The sequence below is a fragment of the Teichococcus aerophilus genome, from assembly GCF_014490485.1.
Lineage (GTDB): Bacteria > Pseudomonadota > Alphaproteobacteria > Acetobacterales > Acetobacteraceae > Pseudoroseomonas > Pseudoroseomonas aerophila.
Genome location: NZ_JACTVA010000046.1, coordinates 13,588 through 27,990 on the forward strand (window position 1 = coordinate 13,588; position 14,403 = coordinate 27,990).

The following is a 14,403-nucleotide window of genomic DNA, read 5'->3' on the forward strand; positions in this document are numbered from 1 at the left end:
GGTTCAAGCGGGGATGTGCCCATCCATCGCTCAGTTCTCCCAGAAGGGGCTCAGCCCCTCCAGTTCCTTCCACGCCTCCAGCGCCTGGTCCCGCGCACCAGCGCCATGGGCCAGCGCGAAGCCTTCCGCCAGCCCGATCGCCCACGGCCCCGCACCGCCGCGCCCGCCGAGCCCGGCCACCAGGACGCGGGCGACATGGGTGTCGTTCGCCACCCCCAGCGCGTCCTGCACGCCGGAAAGGCGCTTGAGGAATCGGCGGGTGGATTTGCCGGCCCAGAGCGGCGAGAACAATTCGGCGGAATAACGCAGCCGCTTGGCGTCCAGCCGCAATTCATGCAGCGACTCGGCCGCATGTTCCTCGATATCGGCGCCGCGCTTCAACAGGCGGCGCCAGCGGCGGGCCAGGGTGGCCTTGGCGAAAGGCCGCAACGGCGCGTCGGCATCGACCGGCCGGTCCGAACCCCAGTCCCGCAAGGCGGCGATGCGCGTGGCGGTCCAAATCAACTGGCGGAATTCCGGGCCGTCCAGCATGGCGCGCAGGGCCAGGTAGGCGGCTTCGCGCTTCTGCCGCGCGGTGCGCAGCAACACCGCCACGCGCCGCTCGCCCGGGCCGACAGCATCGGCCAATTCGGCGCCCAGGTTCAGCAGGAACACATCGAGGTCCCGCGCATCGCCCAGCGCGCGGGCGAAATCGGCCAGCCGCGCATCCAGTTCCCGCAGGTTGCGGCCATCCAGCACGGTACGGAACTGCTTGAGGCAGGAGCGCAGGCGGCGGGCGGCGACGCGGGACTGGTGCACGCCTTCCGGCCCCACCTCCAGCCGCGCGCGCGGTGCCTGCACCAGCAGCACTTCCGTCAGATGCGCGATGGCGAGCGCCAGCGCCGCCTCGATGGTCTCCACCTGGCCCAGGTCCGGCGGGCCGAGCCGGCGGGGGCGGGGAGCTTCCTGGCGCGCCAGGGCGCGGGCGGTCTCGGCCAGCGTGGCGGCGGCCGGCAGCAGCGGCAGGTCCTCGGCCAGCCCGGCAGCCAGGGCCAGCACGGAGTCGGGCGGGCCGGAGAGCTCCAGCCGCGCCACCGGCGCCTCGGCGGCCACGCAGCGCAGATTGCCGTGCCGCAGGGTCAGCACCACGTCGCCGGCCTGCAATTCGACCCGGCGGCCGGTGAAGGCAGCCAGGGGCAGCAGCACCTCGCCTGCCGTGGTGTCCGGACCTTCCTCGGGCGGGTATTCGCGCAGCGGCGCGGGCACGGTGCCGGGCAGGCAGAAGCCCACGGCCGGCAGGCTGTGCAGGTGCAGGCGGGCGCCCTTGCGCGGTGCCTCCAGCGCCTGGCCCTTGCGGGCCAAGGCGGCTTCGGCGGTGTCCAGCCACACGCATTCATCCACGCTGCCGCGCGGCTTGCGCCCGGCATGGCGTACCAGCAACGGGTGCCGCCACAGTGCCGGCACCACGGCGGGGTCAAGCGCTACCTGCATCACCAGGGGGGTAGGCGGAACCGGCGTGACCGCGACCGGTGGGGTAGGCTCCGCCAGCTCTGGCGCGGGCGGGACCGGGTCCGGCAACGGAATGGTATCGGTCATGGGGTTCCGGTTCAGGTCGCCATTTCGGGCAGGTCGTTCGGGGCGATGAAGCGCACCAGCCTTGCCTGCCCGGCTTCCAGCCCCTTCCAAGTGGAAGGTACGGAGAACTCGGCCAGCGCCGCGGTCGGGTAGCCACCGGCCAGGCGCCGCGTGCCGGGGGCGCCGCCGCGTTCCATCGCCTCGGCCCCGGCCAGGCTCAGCGCCAGGTCGTGCATGCCGGGGTTGTGGCCGATGAGCATGACGCTGCGCGCCGTCTCCGGCACCGTGCGCAGGATGTCCAGCATCCGTTGCCATGTGGCCAGGTACAGGTCGTCCAGCGGCTCGATCATCGGGCTGTCGGGCAGGGGTGTCATCGCCTCCAGCGTCTGCAATGTCCGCCGGGCGGAGGAGACGAGGACGATATCGGGCGCCAGGCCGAGGTCTTGCATGACCGCTGCCATGACGGCAGCCGCGCGCTTTCCACGCGCGTTCAGCGGGCGGGCGTGGTCCGGCAGGTCAGGATCGTCCCAGGACGATTTTGCGTGCCGCAGCAGGAGCAATTGCCGCATCGCAGTAATGTGGCACGCCAGGGCGCGGCTGTAACGGGGGCAACGGTCCGTCCTGTATGACAAATACAGAACGGACCGGACCTAAACCGGGCGGCGCGGCCGGCTTACTCCGCCGCTTCGCGCCCGCCGGGCGGGCGCACCACCTCGCCATGCCGGGGCGCGTGCAGCACGTCGGCGGTGACGTGGCGCACATCCTTGGTGCCGGTCAGCGCCATGCTGACATCCAGCTCCTTGCGGATGATCTCCAGCGCCTGGGTGACGCCCTTCTCGCCGCCGGCGGCGAGGCCGTAGAGCCACGCCTTGCCAATCAGGCAGCTCTTCGCCCCCAGCGCCAGTGCCTTCAGCACATCCTGGCCGGAACGCACGCCGCCATCGAACATGATCTCCGTCTTGTCGCCCACCGCATCGACGATGGAAGGCAGGACGGAAATGGAGGACGGTGCACCATCCAGCTGCCGGCCACCGTGGTTGGAGACCACCATGGCATCGGCGCCGAGGCCCGCGGCGATCACCGCATCCTCGACATCCAGCACGCCCTTCAGGATCAGCTTGCCGGGCCAGATGCGGCGGATCCACTCGACGTCCTTCCAGGACAGCGACGGGTCGAACTGCCCGGCGATCCAGTGGGAGAGGGTGGCGAGGCCTTCCTTCGCGCCCGGCGCCTCGGTCAGGTTGCCAAAGGTCTTGCGCTTGCCGCGCAGTACTTCCATCGCCCAGCGCGGCTTGGTCATCACGTCCAGCGCGTTGGCCAGGGTCAGCTTCGGCGGCACGGCCAGGCCGTTCTTCAGGTCCCGGTGCCGCTGGCCCTGGATCTGCAGGTCCAGCGTCAGCACCAGTGCCGAGCATTTCGCCGCGATGGCCCGCTGCACCAGCGATTCCGCGAAGCCGCGGTCCCGCATGACGTAGAGCTGGAACCAGAACGGCTTGCCCACCTCCGCCACGTCCTCGATCGAGCAGATGGACATGGTGGAGAGGCAGAACGGAATGCCGAAGGCGCTGGCGGCGCGCAGGCCATGGATCTCACCATCCGCGTGGAACAGCCCGGTCAGGCCGGTGGGCGCGATGCCGACGGGCATGCGCACCGTCTCGCCCAGCATGGTGGTCTCGGTCTTACGGTCAGAGACGTCGATCATCACGCGCTGACGCAGTTTCAGCGCCGCAAGGTCCTCGCGGTTGGCGCGGTAGGTCGCCTCGTCATAGGAGCCACGGTCGGCGTAGTCGAAGATGGCGCGCGGAATGCGGCGGCGGGCGAGGACGCGCAGATCCTCGATATTGGTGACCGTCGGCATGAATACGCGCGCCTCCCAGGCTGGAACGTGGTGGTGGTCTGAAGCGTGATGGCCGGGTTCGCCCGATCACGCGATGGTCTTGGCGTGGTGCGGGGAATATCCGGCGCACCAGTGCCGCATGGGCTTCTTACCAGGGAAGTTCGCTGGTAAAAAGATCTGACCATGACCGAACCGCTCCGACCGCCCCCGTTGGCCGCCGCCGTTGCCACGCATCTGGAAGGGCTGATCCTGGAAGGTGTGCTCGCCCCCGGCGAGCGGCTGGCGCCCGAACGCGAACTGGCCGAGACGCTCGGCGTCTCCCGCCCGTCACTGCGGGAGGGGCTGGACATGCTGGAGGCCAAAGGGCTGCTGGTACGCGGGAAGGCGGGCCATACCGTGGCGCAGTTCCTGGCGCCGCTGGCCGGGTTGCTGGGCAGCAACCCGCGCATCGGCGAGGACTACTTCGAGTACCGCCGCCTGATCGAACCCCAGGCCGCCGCCCTGGCCGCCCGCCGCGCCACCGCGCCGGACCGCGAGGCGATCGCCGCCTGCCTGCGGGAGATGGAGGCAGCGCACGAAGCCGCCGACCCGGCGCTGGAAGCCGCCGCCGATACCCGCCTGCACCTGCTGATCCATGAGGCGACGCATAATCTGGTGCTGCTGCACGTGCTGCGCATGTTCGCCGAGCTGCTGCGCCAGGGCATCCTCTACAGCCGGGAGCGCTTCTGGCAGCGCCAGACGGTGCGGGAAGCGATGCTGGCCCAGCACCGCGCCATCGCCACCGCCGTGCTGGAGGGCGACGAGACGGGTGCGGAAGCCGCAATGCGCGAGCACATCGTCTTCGCCGCGCAGATCTTTTCCGAATGGCGGGGGGAAGAGGCGCGGCTGTCCGCCGCCCTGCGCAAGCGCAACCGCGAAGGGCTGGTGGCGCGCTGAAGCGGGCCTGCTGACGGCGAATCTTGCAGGCCAGAGCTGCGATCTTAGGCGAACTGCGCCTGCGTTCCGTCAGGCCAGCCGCATCACCAGGGCAGGTCGATCCAGGACAGATGCCCGCCCTTGCCGGCGCCGGTATCCAGGAACACCGCCCGCCCGCCCGCCGCCGCCACGGCAACGTAGGGGCGGCCATCGGCGCTGCGGGTCTCATGCCCGCAATAGACGGTGATGCCGGAAGGGATGCGGTGCACCCAGTTGTGCAGTCGCTCCGGATAGCCGTCGATGCGCGTCCGGCTGGTCACCTGGCCGAACAGGGCGCGGGGCACCAGCCCGTCCGGCTTGCTGCTGCCGGCATTCACCGGCGGCGCTTCCCGCAACATGCGCGGATGGAAGCCGCCATGCACGAACAGCCAGCTCCCCAGCCGCAGCCATGCCGGCGCATCGGCGATGGCATCCACCGCGTGCTCCCGCAGCGATTCCGCATCCGGCGCACTGTCGATCTGCCGCAGGGTGACGCCCAGGCCCTCCGGGTCCGGCCGGACCAGGGCGCCGGTCAACGCCCGACGCAGCTTGTGGTCATGGTTGCCCAGCAGGAACAGGCCCTTGTGCTGGGCCCGCAATTCCAGCGCCATCCGCAGCGTGGCGGCACTGTCCGGCCCGCGGTCGGTCAGGTCGCCTAACTGGATGGTGAACAGCCGCTTCTGCCGCGCCCCCTCGATGGCCACGCCGAAGCCGACGGCGTCGCCATGCACGTCCCCCACCACGCGCAACCCGGCGAATTCCGCCTTCAGGCGGGCCAGGGTCGGCCAGGGGTAGGGGGCATGGACCGGGGCGACGTTCATCCCCGCTCTGCCTCGGCCGGCATCCCTTTGGCCGCCTGGGCCTTCATGGTGGCGAGCGCCTCCAGCGCTCGGGCGCGGCCGGTGGCGTGGTCGATGATCGGTTCCGGGTAATCCCGCCCGAGCGTCACGCCCGCGCCGCGCAGCACGTCGGCGGGCGCTTCCCAGGGGCGGTGCAGCCAGCGGTCCGGCAGCTTCGCCAGCTCGGGCACGAAGGTGCGGACATAGGCGCCGTCCGCATCGAACTTCTCACCCTGCAGCACCGGGTTGAAGACGCGGAAGAACGGCGAGGCATCGGCGCCGCAGCCGGCCACCCACTGCCAGTTGAAACTGTTGTTGCCAAGGTCGGCATCCACCAGCGTGTCCCAGAACCAGGCCTCGCCATCCTGCCAAGGCTGCAGCAGGTGCTTGATGAACACGCTGGCGACGATCATCCGCACGCGGTTGTGCATCCAGCCGTGCTGCCACAGCTGCCGCATGCCGGCATCGACGATGGGGTAGCCCGTCCTCCCCTGCTGCCACGCCTTCTGCGCCTTGGGGTCCCGCCGGTAGGGGAAGTGGCCGTACTCCGCGTGCAGCGGCTTGTCCGGCAATTCGGGCTGGTGCCACAGGATGCTGTGGCTGAATTCCCGCCAGACGATTTCCTTCAGGTAGGTGTCGGTGGCGGTGGCCGGGGCCTTGCGCTGCCGCACTGCGTGCCAGACCTGCCGGGGCGAGACCTCACCCCAGTGCAGATGTGGGGAGAGGCGGGAAGAGCCATCCTCCCCCGGGCGGTTGCGGCCGGCGGGGTAGTCGGCCAGCGCATCTTCCAGGAAGCGGTCCAGCTGGCGGTGCGCGCCGGCCTCGCCCGGCTCCCACATCTCGTTGAAGGCGGCGGCCCAGTCGGGCACCGGCTTGCTTGGCAGCAATCCCAGCTGCGCCAGCGTCTCGCCCTTCACGGGCGGCTTCACGCCGTCCAGGCGCTTGGGGGCGGGAATGGCGGGCGGCGGGTCGCCCAGCTTCATCACCGCGTTGGCGAAGGGGGTGTAGACGGAATAGGGCTTGCCCTGGCCAGTGCGGATGGCCTCCGGCGTCGTCAGGAACGGGTTGTGCAGCACCAACTCGCCGCCCGCCTGTTCCATGGCCTTGGCGATGGCGGCGTCCCGTTCCCGCGCCCAGGGCGCGATGAGGGAGCAGGCGTGCACGGCCGAGGCGCCGATTTTCTGCGCCAGTTGCGGGATTAGCGTCGCCGCCTCACCCCGCAACAGCAGCAGTTCGGCGCCTTTTTCCTTCAGCGCGGCGGCCAGGGCTTCCAGGCTGTAATGCAGCCACCATCGGCCGGCGCCGCCGGCGGCCCAACGGCCGGCCGCCGCGTCATCCAGCACATAGACCGGAAGTACCTCGCCTTCGCTGGCGGCATGCAGGGCGGGGTTGTCGGCCAGCCGCAGATCGTTGCGGAACCACAGGATGGCGGGGGAAGGCGATGCGCTCATAACGAGTGTAACGGCGCATCCGCCATTCTGTTCACCGATCCGGTGGACTGTGCCGCCGCCAGGTGCCGCATCGGGCCGACGGCGGCGCTGTGCAGCCGGTCCTTGCCCAGCAGGAAGGCGCGCCCGCCGCGCGGGAACAGCGCGGCGATCGGCTGTGACGTGATGTCCAGCCCACCGGTGAAGGCACCGAAGGCCGGTAGCATCACCCGCCGCGCATCGGCCAGGAAGCAGGGGCGCGTCACCGGGCCGCAGCGCGTCGGCAGGCTGGCCTTCGGGTGGAAATGGCCGCTCAGCTCGAAGCCCGCTTCCCGCGTCGGCACGCCTTCGTGGCGGAACACCAACGGGCCGTCACGGTATTCCGGCACCGCGTCGCCCGGCAGGTCGTCCGGTGCCACCGGGTCGTGGTTGCCCAGCACCCAGGTGATGTGCCGGTTACCCAGCAGGTGCATCAGGGTGGAGCGGTCGGTCGCGTGCATCCGCGCGGCGCCATCGGCATCGTGGAAGCTGTCGCCCAGGAAGACGATTCGCTCCGGCGTATAGCGGCGGATCAGCGGCGCCAGCCGCGCCAGCGTCTCCCGCGTATCGTAGGGGGGGACGAACCGCCCACGGCTGGCGAAGTGGCTGCCCTTTTCCAGGTGGAGGTCCGAGACGACCAGCAAATGCCGCGACGGCCAGAACAAGGCGCCGGAGGGATCGAGCAGCAAGCGCTCGCCGGCCAGATGGAAGGGTGCGGAGATCATGTTCAACAGTGGGTTAGCGGAGGCCGGGGGGCGCGGGAAGGTGGAAAAGCAACAGCCGGGTGCCGAGCCGCCCGCTCAGGCCTCGCCCGGCTTCGCCGCGCCTTGCCGCTCCACCAGGGTCCGCAGCAACGCCTTCTGCTCGGCCATCACCTCCGCCAGCTGGTGGGAGCGGAGTTCGTCCAGCTTCTCGTGCAGGGCCATGATCTCGATCTCGGCCTTCAGGTTTACCTCGTAGTCCAGGCTGGCCGCTACCCGGTCGCGCTCCGCCTGTCGGTTCTGGGACATCATGATCAGCGGCGCCTGCAGGGCCGCGACCATGGAGAGGATCAGATTGAGGAAGATATAAGGATAGGGGTCGAAGGGCGTGAACCAGCCGGCGAGCAACGCGCCGTTGCCCACCACCCACACCACCAGCATCCCCATGAAGCTGAGGATGAAGGCCCAGGAGCCGCCGAACCGTGCCACCCGGTCGGCGATGCGGTCACCGACGCTGTCAGATTCCGCCATCACCCGGTTCACCCCGCGCGTGACGGTGTGCTTCTGCGCGATGCGCAGCAGCACCCGCTGTTCCCGGTCGTTGAACCGGTCGAAGCCGCTTTCCAGCAACTGTTGGGCGAGGAGGGTAACGCGCTGGTCCATCTGAGTGCCTCTGCGGCGGCGCCGGTGCGGCAAAAGGGGTGAGCCCGCACGACTCGGCCTGTGCGGCGGAGAGTAGGGCTGGCCGCTTGCACTGGGCAGCGCTTCACACGCAGGGGCAGCAATGCCGTGATGGAAGGCTTAACGGAGAAGCACGGCCGCCGACGATCCTACCGCCGCCGGTCTTGCTGCGGTCACATTCGTTCACGCACCATGCTCTATGCCGTTGTTAGGTCGGGCGGTTCAGGTGTGTCCACCTCCAGCCATCACGCCCTAACCGGCGCGCTGGCGGGCGAAGCGGGACCGCCTGGGGCGCGCTTCCCGCCGGCTGGGCTGTGGCAGCGGGCCGGAGATGGCTTCCAGACCCAACTGGCCGGTGAAGCTCTCCTCGCCCTCCGTCGCCTCATCCACCAGGGCGGTGGCCTCGGCCAGCAACGCGTCTTCGGCGCTGCCGGAAACCCATTCGCGCCCTTCCTCGATCAGGGCCGGCACGGCGAGGGGGGAGACCGCCTCCAGCCGCCGCACGCGGATCTGGCCGCTGGCACGCGCCAGCAGCGTGCTGATGCGGGAGACGTCGGTCAGCCCGCCGGCGGCCTCGGCACGGGTGGCCCGCAGCAGGATGTGGTCGGGCTCGTGCTTGCGCAGCACGTCGTAGATGAGGTCGGAGGACATGGTCATCTGCCGGCCGGATTTCTCCTGCCCCGGATGGTTCTTCTCCAGCAGCCCGGCGATGGTGGCGATGTTGCGGAAGGTCCGCCGCAGCATGGAGCTTTCGGCGATCCACTCCTCCAGCTCCTCGCCCAGCAGGTCTTCCTCGAACAGCCGCTCCGGGTTGGTCGGCTCGAAGGCGGACCAGGTGGCCAGCACGTAGTCGGTGCCGAGGAAGCCCATCGGCGCCATGCCCAGCCGTTCCATCCGCTTGGTCACCAGCATGCCCAGCGTCTGGTGCGCCAGCCGCCCCTCGAAGCAATAGGCGACCATGAACCAGCGGCTGCCACGCGGGAACACCTCGATCAGCAGGCCCTCCTGCGGCGGCATCTCCGAGCGGTGGCGCTGCATCGCCAGCCATTCCCGCACGGAGGCCGGCAGGCCGCGCCATTGCTCCGGGTGGGAAAGGATCTCCCGCACCCGCCTGGCCAGGAAGGTGGTCAGCGGCATGCGGCTGCCGCCATAGGCCGGCACGCGCGGCTCGCCTTCCCCGCCGCGGGAGACGATGACGGCGGTAGGGTCCAGCCGCTCGTACTTCACCACCTGGCCGGCGAAGATGAAGTTGTCGCCCGGCTCCAGCGTCGAGATGAACCATTCCTCCACCTCGCCCAGCATCGGGCCGCCGCGCATCCGCACCTTCAGCAAGGGCAGCTCGACAATGGTGCCGAGATTCATGCGCAACTGCCGCGCCACCTGCGGGCCGCGCACATGCACCATGCCCTGGTAGTCGCGGAACAACCGCCGGAAGCGCTCGTAGCCGGAGAGGGCGTAGCCGCCATCCTCGACGAAGCGCAGCGTGTCCTCGAAATCCTGGCGGGTGAGGGCGGCATAGGGCGCGGCGCCGGTGACTTCCCGGAACAGGTCGTCCGGGAAGAACGGTGCGTGGCAGGCCATGGCCAGGATGTGCTGCGCCAGCACGTCCAGCCCGCCAGGACGCGGTGGGTCCCCATCCACCTCATGCGCCGCCACGGCCTCGATCGCCGCGCGACACTCGATCACCTCGAAGCGGTTGGCCGGCACCAGGATGGCGCGGGAGGGTTCGTCCATCCGGTGGTTGGCGCGGCCCACGCGTTGCAGCAGCCGCGCCACGCCCTTCGGCGCCCCTACCTGGATCACCTGGTCCACCGCGCCCCAGTCGATGCCAAGATCGAGCGAGGCGGTGGCGACCACGGCGCGCAGCTTGCCCGCCGCCATCGCCGCTTCCACCTTCCGCCGCTGCTCGATGGTCAGAGAGCCGTGGTGCAGGGCGATCGGCAGGTTGTCCTCATTGAGCCGCCACAGCGCCTGGAAGCACAGTTCCGACTGCGCTCGCGTGTTGACGAAGACGATGGTGACCCCGGCCTCCTTCAGCCGCTCATACACCTCCGGCATTGAGGACAGGCCCATATGGCCGCCCCATGGCAACCGCCCGGCGGGCAGCATCACCGAGAGGTCGGGCGACGCGCCGCCGGATTCCTGCACGATCCGCACCGAGTCCGGATCGGCATCCTTCGCGCACCAGGCGGCGAGCGCGCGCGGATGCGCGACGGTGGCGGAGAGCCCCACCCGCCGCATGGACGGCGCCAGGGCGGAGAGGCGGGAGAGGCACAGTGCCAGCTGGTCCCCCCGCTTGGTGCCGGCCAGGGCGTGGATTTCGTCGATCACCACGCATTGCAGCCCGGCGAACATCTCGTTGGCATCGGGCAGGGAGAGCAGCAGGGTCAGGCTTTCCGGCGTGGTCAGTAGGATCTGCGGCGGGTTCTGCCGCTGCCGGGCGCGGCGGTTGGCCGGGGTGTCGCCGGTGCGGGTTTCGATCCGCAGGTCCAGGCCCATTTCCTCGGCCGGGGCGGTCAGGTTGCGGGCGATATCCACCGCCAGCGCTTTCAACGGAGAGATATAGAGCGTGTGCAGCCCTTCGCTGCGCTGGGCATGCAACTGGATCAGGCTCGGCAGGAAGCCCGCCAGGGTCTTGCCGCCGCCGGTAGGCGCGATCAGCAGCGCGCTTTGCCCGGCCTCCGCCGCGTCCAGCATCGCCATCTGGTGCGGCCTGGGGCGCCAGCCACGGGCGGCGAACCAACTGGCAAAGGGTTCCGGCAATGTTCTCATCGTCGGAGAGGATATGGGAGCGGGGGCGGGCACCGGAAGACGGCGGCGCATCAAATCCCCGGCCTCGTCGGTTTTTCGGAAGGCGTACCTTGCCTGGAGCGAAAGCGCCGGGTCGTCTCCAAGCCGCCGTCGCACGGATGCCCGAGACGATGGCCAACGGGGGCCGACGCAACGCGTGCAGTTCGCCTGCAAGCGTTCGAGGGAGGTTCGCCCGCCAAAGCCCCGCCTAAGGAACACCGCAAATAAAAAGGAGGGTCCGGGGAATTCCTTCCCCGGTCTTGCTTTCCTGCGCGCCCGTCAGGCCCGTCCGTGCCGGGCCAGCGCCAGAACCTCCGCCATCATCCGGGGTGCTTCCCGCCGCCTGCGGGCCAGCGTTTCCTCCAGGGGTGAGAGCTCGGCCAGGATAACCTCCAGCCGCGCCACCAGCGTGGCCCCGGCGCGCAGCAGCGGCAGGCGGGGCGCGGCGTCGCAGAGGCCGGACAAGGCCAGCGCGGCCTTGACCGGGCCTGGGTTGGTCTCGGCGAACAAGGCTTCATGCAGCGGCGCCAGGGCGTTGTTCAGTTCCAGCAGCCGGTCGATCTCCTGGCGGGACCAGGCTTCCATGACGGCGGCGCACAGGGCGGGGGCGACATTGGCGGTGACGGAGATGCAGCCGGCGCCACCCATCAGCCGATGCGCCGCGGCAGTGGCGTCGTCACCCGAGTATTGCTGGAACTCCATGCCGCAGAGGCGCCGCAGGCGATGCGGGCGGGCCAGATCGGCGGTGGCGTCCTTCAGCGCCTGCACCACGCCTTCCTCGTACAGGCGGGCGATGTTGTCGTCGCTGAAGCCGACGCCGACGCGCCCTGGCACATCATAGAGAATGACCGGCAGCGTCGTGCAGCCGGAGACGGCGCGCAGATGTGCCCGCATCCCGTCCTGCGACGGCTTCACGTAGGGCGGGGCGGCCACCAGCAGCGCAGCGGCGCCACCCTGGCGGGCAGCGCCGGCCAGGGCCACCGCCGCCTGGGTGCAGGCACCGCCGATGCCGGCGATGACGGGCACGCGGCCGTCCGCCGCCTCCACCACGATATGCAGGGCGCGGGCCTGTTCCTGCGGGGTCATGGCAGGTGCCTCCCCGGTGCTGCCGCAGACCACCAGGGCGCTGGCGCCGCGTTCCACCGCGCGGTCGGCCAGATGCGCCAGGGCATGGTCGTCGATCTCGCCATCGCCAGGGCGGAAAGGGGTGACCAGGGCGGGCATGCTGCCACCGGGCAGGGGCTGGCGCAGATAGGGGCGTCCCATGGTCGTCAGCCCGCCAGGCCGGTGCGGCGGCACTCGCCGGTTACCAGCACGCCGCCGGCACGACGGCCGATCTGGATCCGGGCGAAGCCCAGCGCGGCCAGGGCCAGCGCCAGTTCCCTTGCCCGGACCTGCGCACCCTGGCCGATCAGGCGGACCACCAGCCGGCCATGTCGGGCACTGCCCCGCAGGGCGCGGAGGGCGCTGCGGGCGATGCCCAGCGCTTCCTCGGCGGTGGAGACGCGCGGGGCCAGCACCACGTCGGCGGGGTCGGGGTGGGCGGGGGCGGTAGCCAGGCCGACCGCGCCGCGGCAGCCGCGCCGGATGCTGGCGCAGAGCAGGTCCGCCGTGGTGCCGCCGACCACCATCACGCGGTCGGCCGGCCCGGCTTCCACCGCGTCGAGCATGTCATTGTCCGGGTCGGTCGAGGTGGCCAGGGCGGCGTGCAGGCGCGCCGGCCGGTTCAGCAGCGAACGCCCCATGACGGCCTTTGGGCCGGGCAGGGTGCGAGACCATCGCATGGGCATGGTATCCTCCATGCCCGGAACAGTGTGGCCAAGGGCCGTAAAGGCGCGATGCGGATTGCGCGGGTGGTGCGTAAAGGCGGCATCAACGCCGTTTAGGCAGGCCGGGCTTGCTCAGCCGACCACGAGCATGGCACCGGCGGCATAGAGCCGTTCCCGCAGGCCGTGGTCCGCCACCAGCATCACCACGCCGGGAGACTTGTCCCGCAGCACGCGCGCGCCCGTGTGCAGAATGGCGGCCTGCGCGGTCGCGGCATTCTCGAACAAGGCCAGCATCGGGGCCTCGGCACCGCCCCGGCTGATCAGGGTTTCGGGCGAGGCGGCCGGGCGGGCGCTGGAAGGGGCGAGGTACATGCCCCCTCATATGGCGTGGAACCGTTGCTGTGTGATGAAGAGACGCTGACATCCCGGTGCCAATTTGAACATGGCTGCTTCACGCCTTCCACGGACCGGCGCGGGGCAGGGCCCGCGCCGGGGCACATCAGGCCCGCGCAGGGGCGGTGCGCGGCGCGGACCAGCGCAGGCGGCGGGCCAGTTGGTGCGCCGGTTGCTCCACCGTGCGGTACATCAGCGCGGCCAGGGGCAGGGAGAGTGGTATGGCCAGCATCGCCACCGACACCGGGCCGATCCAGTCCCGCAGCAGATGCGTCAGCGCCAGCAGCACCGGCATGTGGATCAGATAAAGGCTGAAGGAGATCCGCCCGAGCCACAGCGGCAGCGGCCTGCGCAGTAGTGCCGCCAGTGTGCCATCCCGCTGCGCCAGCATAATGAGCAGGACGGAGCCGATGATGACGCCGTAATCCGACGCCGTCATGGCCAGCACCGCCACCGCCAGCCCGGCCGCCAGGGCCTGGCCGTGGTCCAGCCGGCCCACCGGGCGCAGCGCCAGCGCGGCGCCGGCGGCGAAGGCGGGCAGGAAGCCGGCACTGGCGGCGAAGGTCAGCGGCACGCTCTCGCCCAGGGAGACCGAGCCCTCCGGCATCCCAGCCAGCCGCGCCACCCCGGCGCCGAGCAGGGCCACGGCGCCCAGGATGGCCAGACGGCCGCGCAACAGCAGCACCAGCGGCAGCAGCAGCGCCACGCGCCATTCATGCACCAGGGACCACAGCACCGGGTCCAGCTGGAAGCCGTCGCCATAGCTGAGCAACATTATCTGGGTCATCAGGGAGCGCCAGTCCCACATTTCGTCCCACGCGGCGCCGCCGACGATATGCGGTGTTTCCGCCGGCAGCGGGCCGGACCACAGCGCCGATTGCAGCAGGGCGGAGAACAGCACCGCCGCCAGGACCGGCAACCCCAGCCGCACCGCGCGCTGGGCTGCATAGCTGGCGCCGCCAGGAAGGCTGAGTACGCTGCCCGGTTGGCGGCTTTCCTGGCTAGCCAGGGCCCGGGTCAGCACGAAGCCGCTGAGCACGAAGAAGAACACCACCGCCTGCCTGCCCATGGCAACGGGCCGCAGCGGCGTCGTCTCCAGCAGCCATTGCAGCCAATCGGGTCTGTCGGGGAGGGAGAGCCAGGCGTGGTGCAGCACCACGATGAAGGCGGCGATGCCACGCAGGGCATCCAGTTCGATCAGGCGTTTCGGCGAGGTCGTCATCAGCTCCCGGGCCCATGAGGGGCGCCACCGCCGGGTGCGGGCTGGCGCCGATGAAGCCGTGGAAGCACGTCACCACGGCGTGGAGGCCGGTGCCTGTGTTGGCACCTGTCGGCTTCCTAACGCCAGAGGTGCCGTTCGGTCCCTTCACGGGGTGGCGAGCGACCCGGCCATGCGGTGCACGGCCGGCTGGTGCGCCA

The 14,403-nt window shown here is 70.4% G+C and carries 13 protein-coding genes; 1 reads left to right on the forward strand and 12 read right to left on the reverse strand.

All coding sequences use genetic code 11. The annotated features are described in order from the left end of the window. Nucleotides 1-30 precede the first annotated feature (30 nt). The 3 genes from IBL26_RS19930 to IBL26_RS19940 all read right to left on the reverse strand — a co-directional run bounded on the left by IBL26_RS19930 (nt 31) and on the right by IBL26_RS19940 (nt 3,412). A complete protein-coding gene (locus IBL26_RS19930) occupies nt 31-1,575 on the reverse strand; it encodes a CYTH and CHAD domain-containing protein (RefSeq protein ID WP_187786267.1) in 1,545 nt (514 codons plus the stop codon). A gap of 11 nt (nt 1,576-1,586) precedes the next feature. Beyond that, nucleotides 1,587-2,123: a SixA phosphatase family protein gene (locus IBL26_RS19935; protein ID WP_187786268.1), complete on the reverse strand. Its 537-nt coding sequence runs from the start codon at nt 2,121-2,123 to the stop codon at nt 1,587-1,589. A 104-nt stretch (nt 2,124-2,227) separates the two neighbouring features. Further along, complete coding sequence (locus IBL26_RS19940; protein WP_187786269.1) at nt 2,228-3,412, reverse strand: alpha-hydroxy acid oxidase; 1,185 nt, start codon at nt 3,410-3,412, stop codon at nt 2,228-2,230. 162 nt (nt 3,413-3,574) lie between these two features. Between IBL26_RS19940 and IBL26_RS19945 the strand changes: the two genes are divergently transcribed. Next, nucleotides 3,575-4,327 (forward strand): FadR/GntR family transcriptional regulator, encoded by a 753-nt coding sequence (locus IBL26_RS19945; RefSeq protein ID WP_187786270.1) that lies wholly within the window; start codon nt 3,575-3,577, stop codon nt 4,325-4,327. Between the two features lie 83 nt (nt 4,328-4,410). On the opposite strand, the gene IBL26_RS19950 is transcribed toward IBL26_RS19945, so the two are convergent. From IBL26_RS19950 to IBL26_RS19990, 9 genes are all read right to left on the reverse strand, one after another. Continuing rightward, the gene (locus IBL26_RS19950) at nt 4,411-5,166 is read right to left on the reverse strand and encodes a metallophosphoesterase (protein WP_187786271.1); all 756 of its coding nucleotides are present in this window, start codon (nt 5,164-5,166) and stop codon (nt 4,411-4,413) included. Next, entirely contained in the window at nt 5,163-6,635 is a 1,473-nt protein-coding gene (locus tag IBL26_RS19955) for a cryptochrome/photolyase family protein (RefSeq protein WP_187786272.1), read from the reverse strand. The genes IBL26_RS19950 and IBL26_RS19955 overlap by 4 nt, the downstream gene beginning before the upstream one ends. Next, nucleotides 6,632-7,375 (reverse strand): ligase-associated DNA damage response endonuclease PdeM, encoded by a 744-nt coding sequence (gene pdeM, locus IBL26_RS19960; protein WP_187786292.1) that lies wholly within the window; start codon nt 7,373-7,375, stop codon nt 6,632-6,634. Before pdeM ends, IBL26_RS19955 begins: the two co-directional genes overlap by 4 nt. Nucleotides 7,376-7,450: 75 nt before the next feature. After that, nucleotides 7,451-8,014 carry a DUF1003 domain-containing protein gene (locus IBL26_RS19965; RefSeq protein WP_187786273.1) on the reverse strand — a complete coding sequence of 188 codons (564 nt, stop codon included), beginning with the start codon at nt 8,012-8,014 and terminating at the stop codon, nt 7,451-7,453. 270 nt (nt 8,015-8,284) lie between these two features. After that, complete coding sequence (locus IBL26_RS19970; protein WP_241749605.1) at nt 8,285-10,729, reverse strand: ligase-associated DNA damage response DEXH box helicase; 2,445 nt, start codon at nt 10,727-10,729, stop codon at nt 8,285-8,287. A 372-nt stretch (nt 10,730-11,101) separates the two neighbouring features. Further along, on the reverse strand, nt 11,102-12,088 hold the full coding sequence (dapA, locus tag IBL26_RS19975; RefSeq protein WP_187786275.1) for a 4-hydroxy-tetrahydrodipicolinate synthase: 987 nt from the start codon (nt 12,086-12,088) through the stop codon (nt 11,102-11,104). A 5-nt stretch (nt 12,089-12,093) separates the two neighbouring features. Further along, entirely contained in the window at nt 12,094-12,606 is a 513-nt protein-coding gene (locus IBL26_RS19980; RefSeq protein WP_187786276.1) for a hypothetical protein, read from the reverse strand. 117 nt (nt 12,607-12,723) lie between these two features. Continuing rightward, a complete protein-coding gene (locus IBL26_RS19985) occupies nt 12,724-12,963 on the reverse strand; it encodes a hypothetical protein (RefSeq protein ID WP_187786277.1) in 240 nt (79 codons plus the stop codon). A 127-nt stretch (nt 12,964-13,090) separates the two neighbouring features. Continuing rightward, nucleotides 13,091-14,206 carry an acyltransferase family protein gene (locus tag IBL26_RS19990; RefSeq protein WP_187786278.1) on the reverse strand — a complete coding sequence of 372 codons (1,116 nt, stop codon included), beginning with the start codon at nt 14,204-14,206 and terminating at the stop codon, nt 13,091-13,093. Nucleotides 14,207-14,403 lie beyond the last annotated feature (197 nt).

What these genes read in the sequence shown, in the direction of transcription:
- IBL26_RS19930 (WP_187786267.1), bottom strand. Translation starts at nt 1,575, where the DNA reads ATGACCGATACCATTCCGTTGCCGGACCCGGTCCCGCCCGCGCCAGAG.
- IBL26_RS19935 (WP_187786268.1), bottom strand. Translation starts at nt 2,123, where the DNA reads ATGCGGCAATTGCTCCTGCTGCGGCACGCAAAATCGTCCTGGGACGAT.
- IBL26_RS19940 (WP_187786269.1), bottom strand. Translation starts at nt 3,412, where the DNA reads ATGCCGACGGTCACCAATATCGAGGATCTGCGCGTCCTCGCCCGCCGC.
- IBL26_RS19945 (WP_187786270.1), top strand. Translation starts at nt 3,575, where the DNA reads ATGACCGAACCGCTCCGACCGCCCCCGTTGGCCGCCGCCGTTGCCACG.
- IBL26_RS19950 (WP_187786271.1), bottom strand. Translation starts at nt 5,166, where the DNA reads ATGAACGTCGCCCCGGTCCATGCCCCCTACCCCTGGCCGACCCTGGCC.
- IBL26_RS19955 (WP_187786272.1), bottom strand. Translation starts at nt 6,635, where the DNA reads ATGAGCGCATCGCCTTCCCCCGCCATCCTGTGGTTCCGCAACGATCTG.
- pdeM (WP_187786292.1), bottom strand. Translation starts at nt 7,375, where the DNA reads ATGATCTCCGCACCCTTCCATCTGGCCGGCGAGCGCTTGCTGCTCGAT.
- IBL26_RS19965 (WP_187786273.1), bottom strand. Translation starts at nt 8,014, where the DNA reads ATGGACCAGCGCGTTACCCTCCTCGCCCAACAGTTGCTGGAAAGCGGC.
- IBL26_RS19970 (WP_241749605.1), bottom strand. Translation starts at nt 10,729, where the DNA reads ATGCTGGACGCGGCGGAGGCCGGGCAAAGCGCGCTGCTGATCGCGCCT.
- dapA (WP_187786275.1), bottom strand. Translation starts at nt 12,088, where the DNA reads ATGGGACGCCCCTATCTGCGCCAGCCCCTGCCCGGTGGCAGCATGCCC.
- IBL26_RS19980 (WP_187786276.1), bottom strand. Translation starts at nt 12,606, where the DNA reads ATGCGATGGTCTCGCACCCTGCCCGGCCCAAAGGCCGTCATGGGGCGT.
- IBL26_RS19985 (WP_187786277.1), bottom strand. Translation starts at nt 12,963, where the DNA reads ATGTACCTCGCCCCTTCCAGCGCCCGCCCGGCCGCCTCGCCCGAAACC.
- IBL26_RS19990 (WP_187786278.1), bottom strand. Translation starts at nt 14,206, where the DNA reads ATGACGACCTCGCCGAAACGCCTGATCGAACTGGATGCCCTGCGTGGC.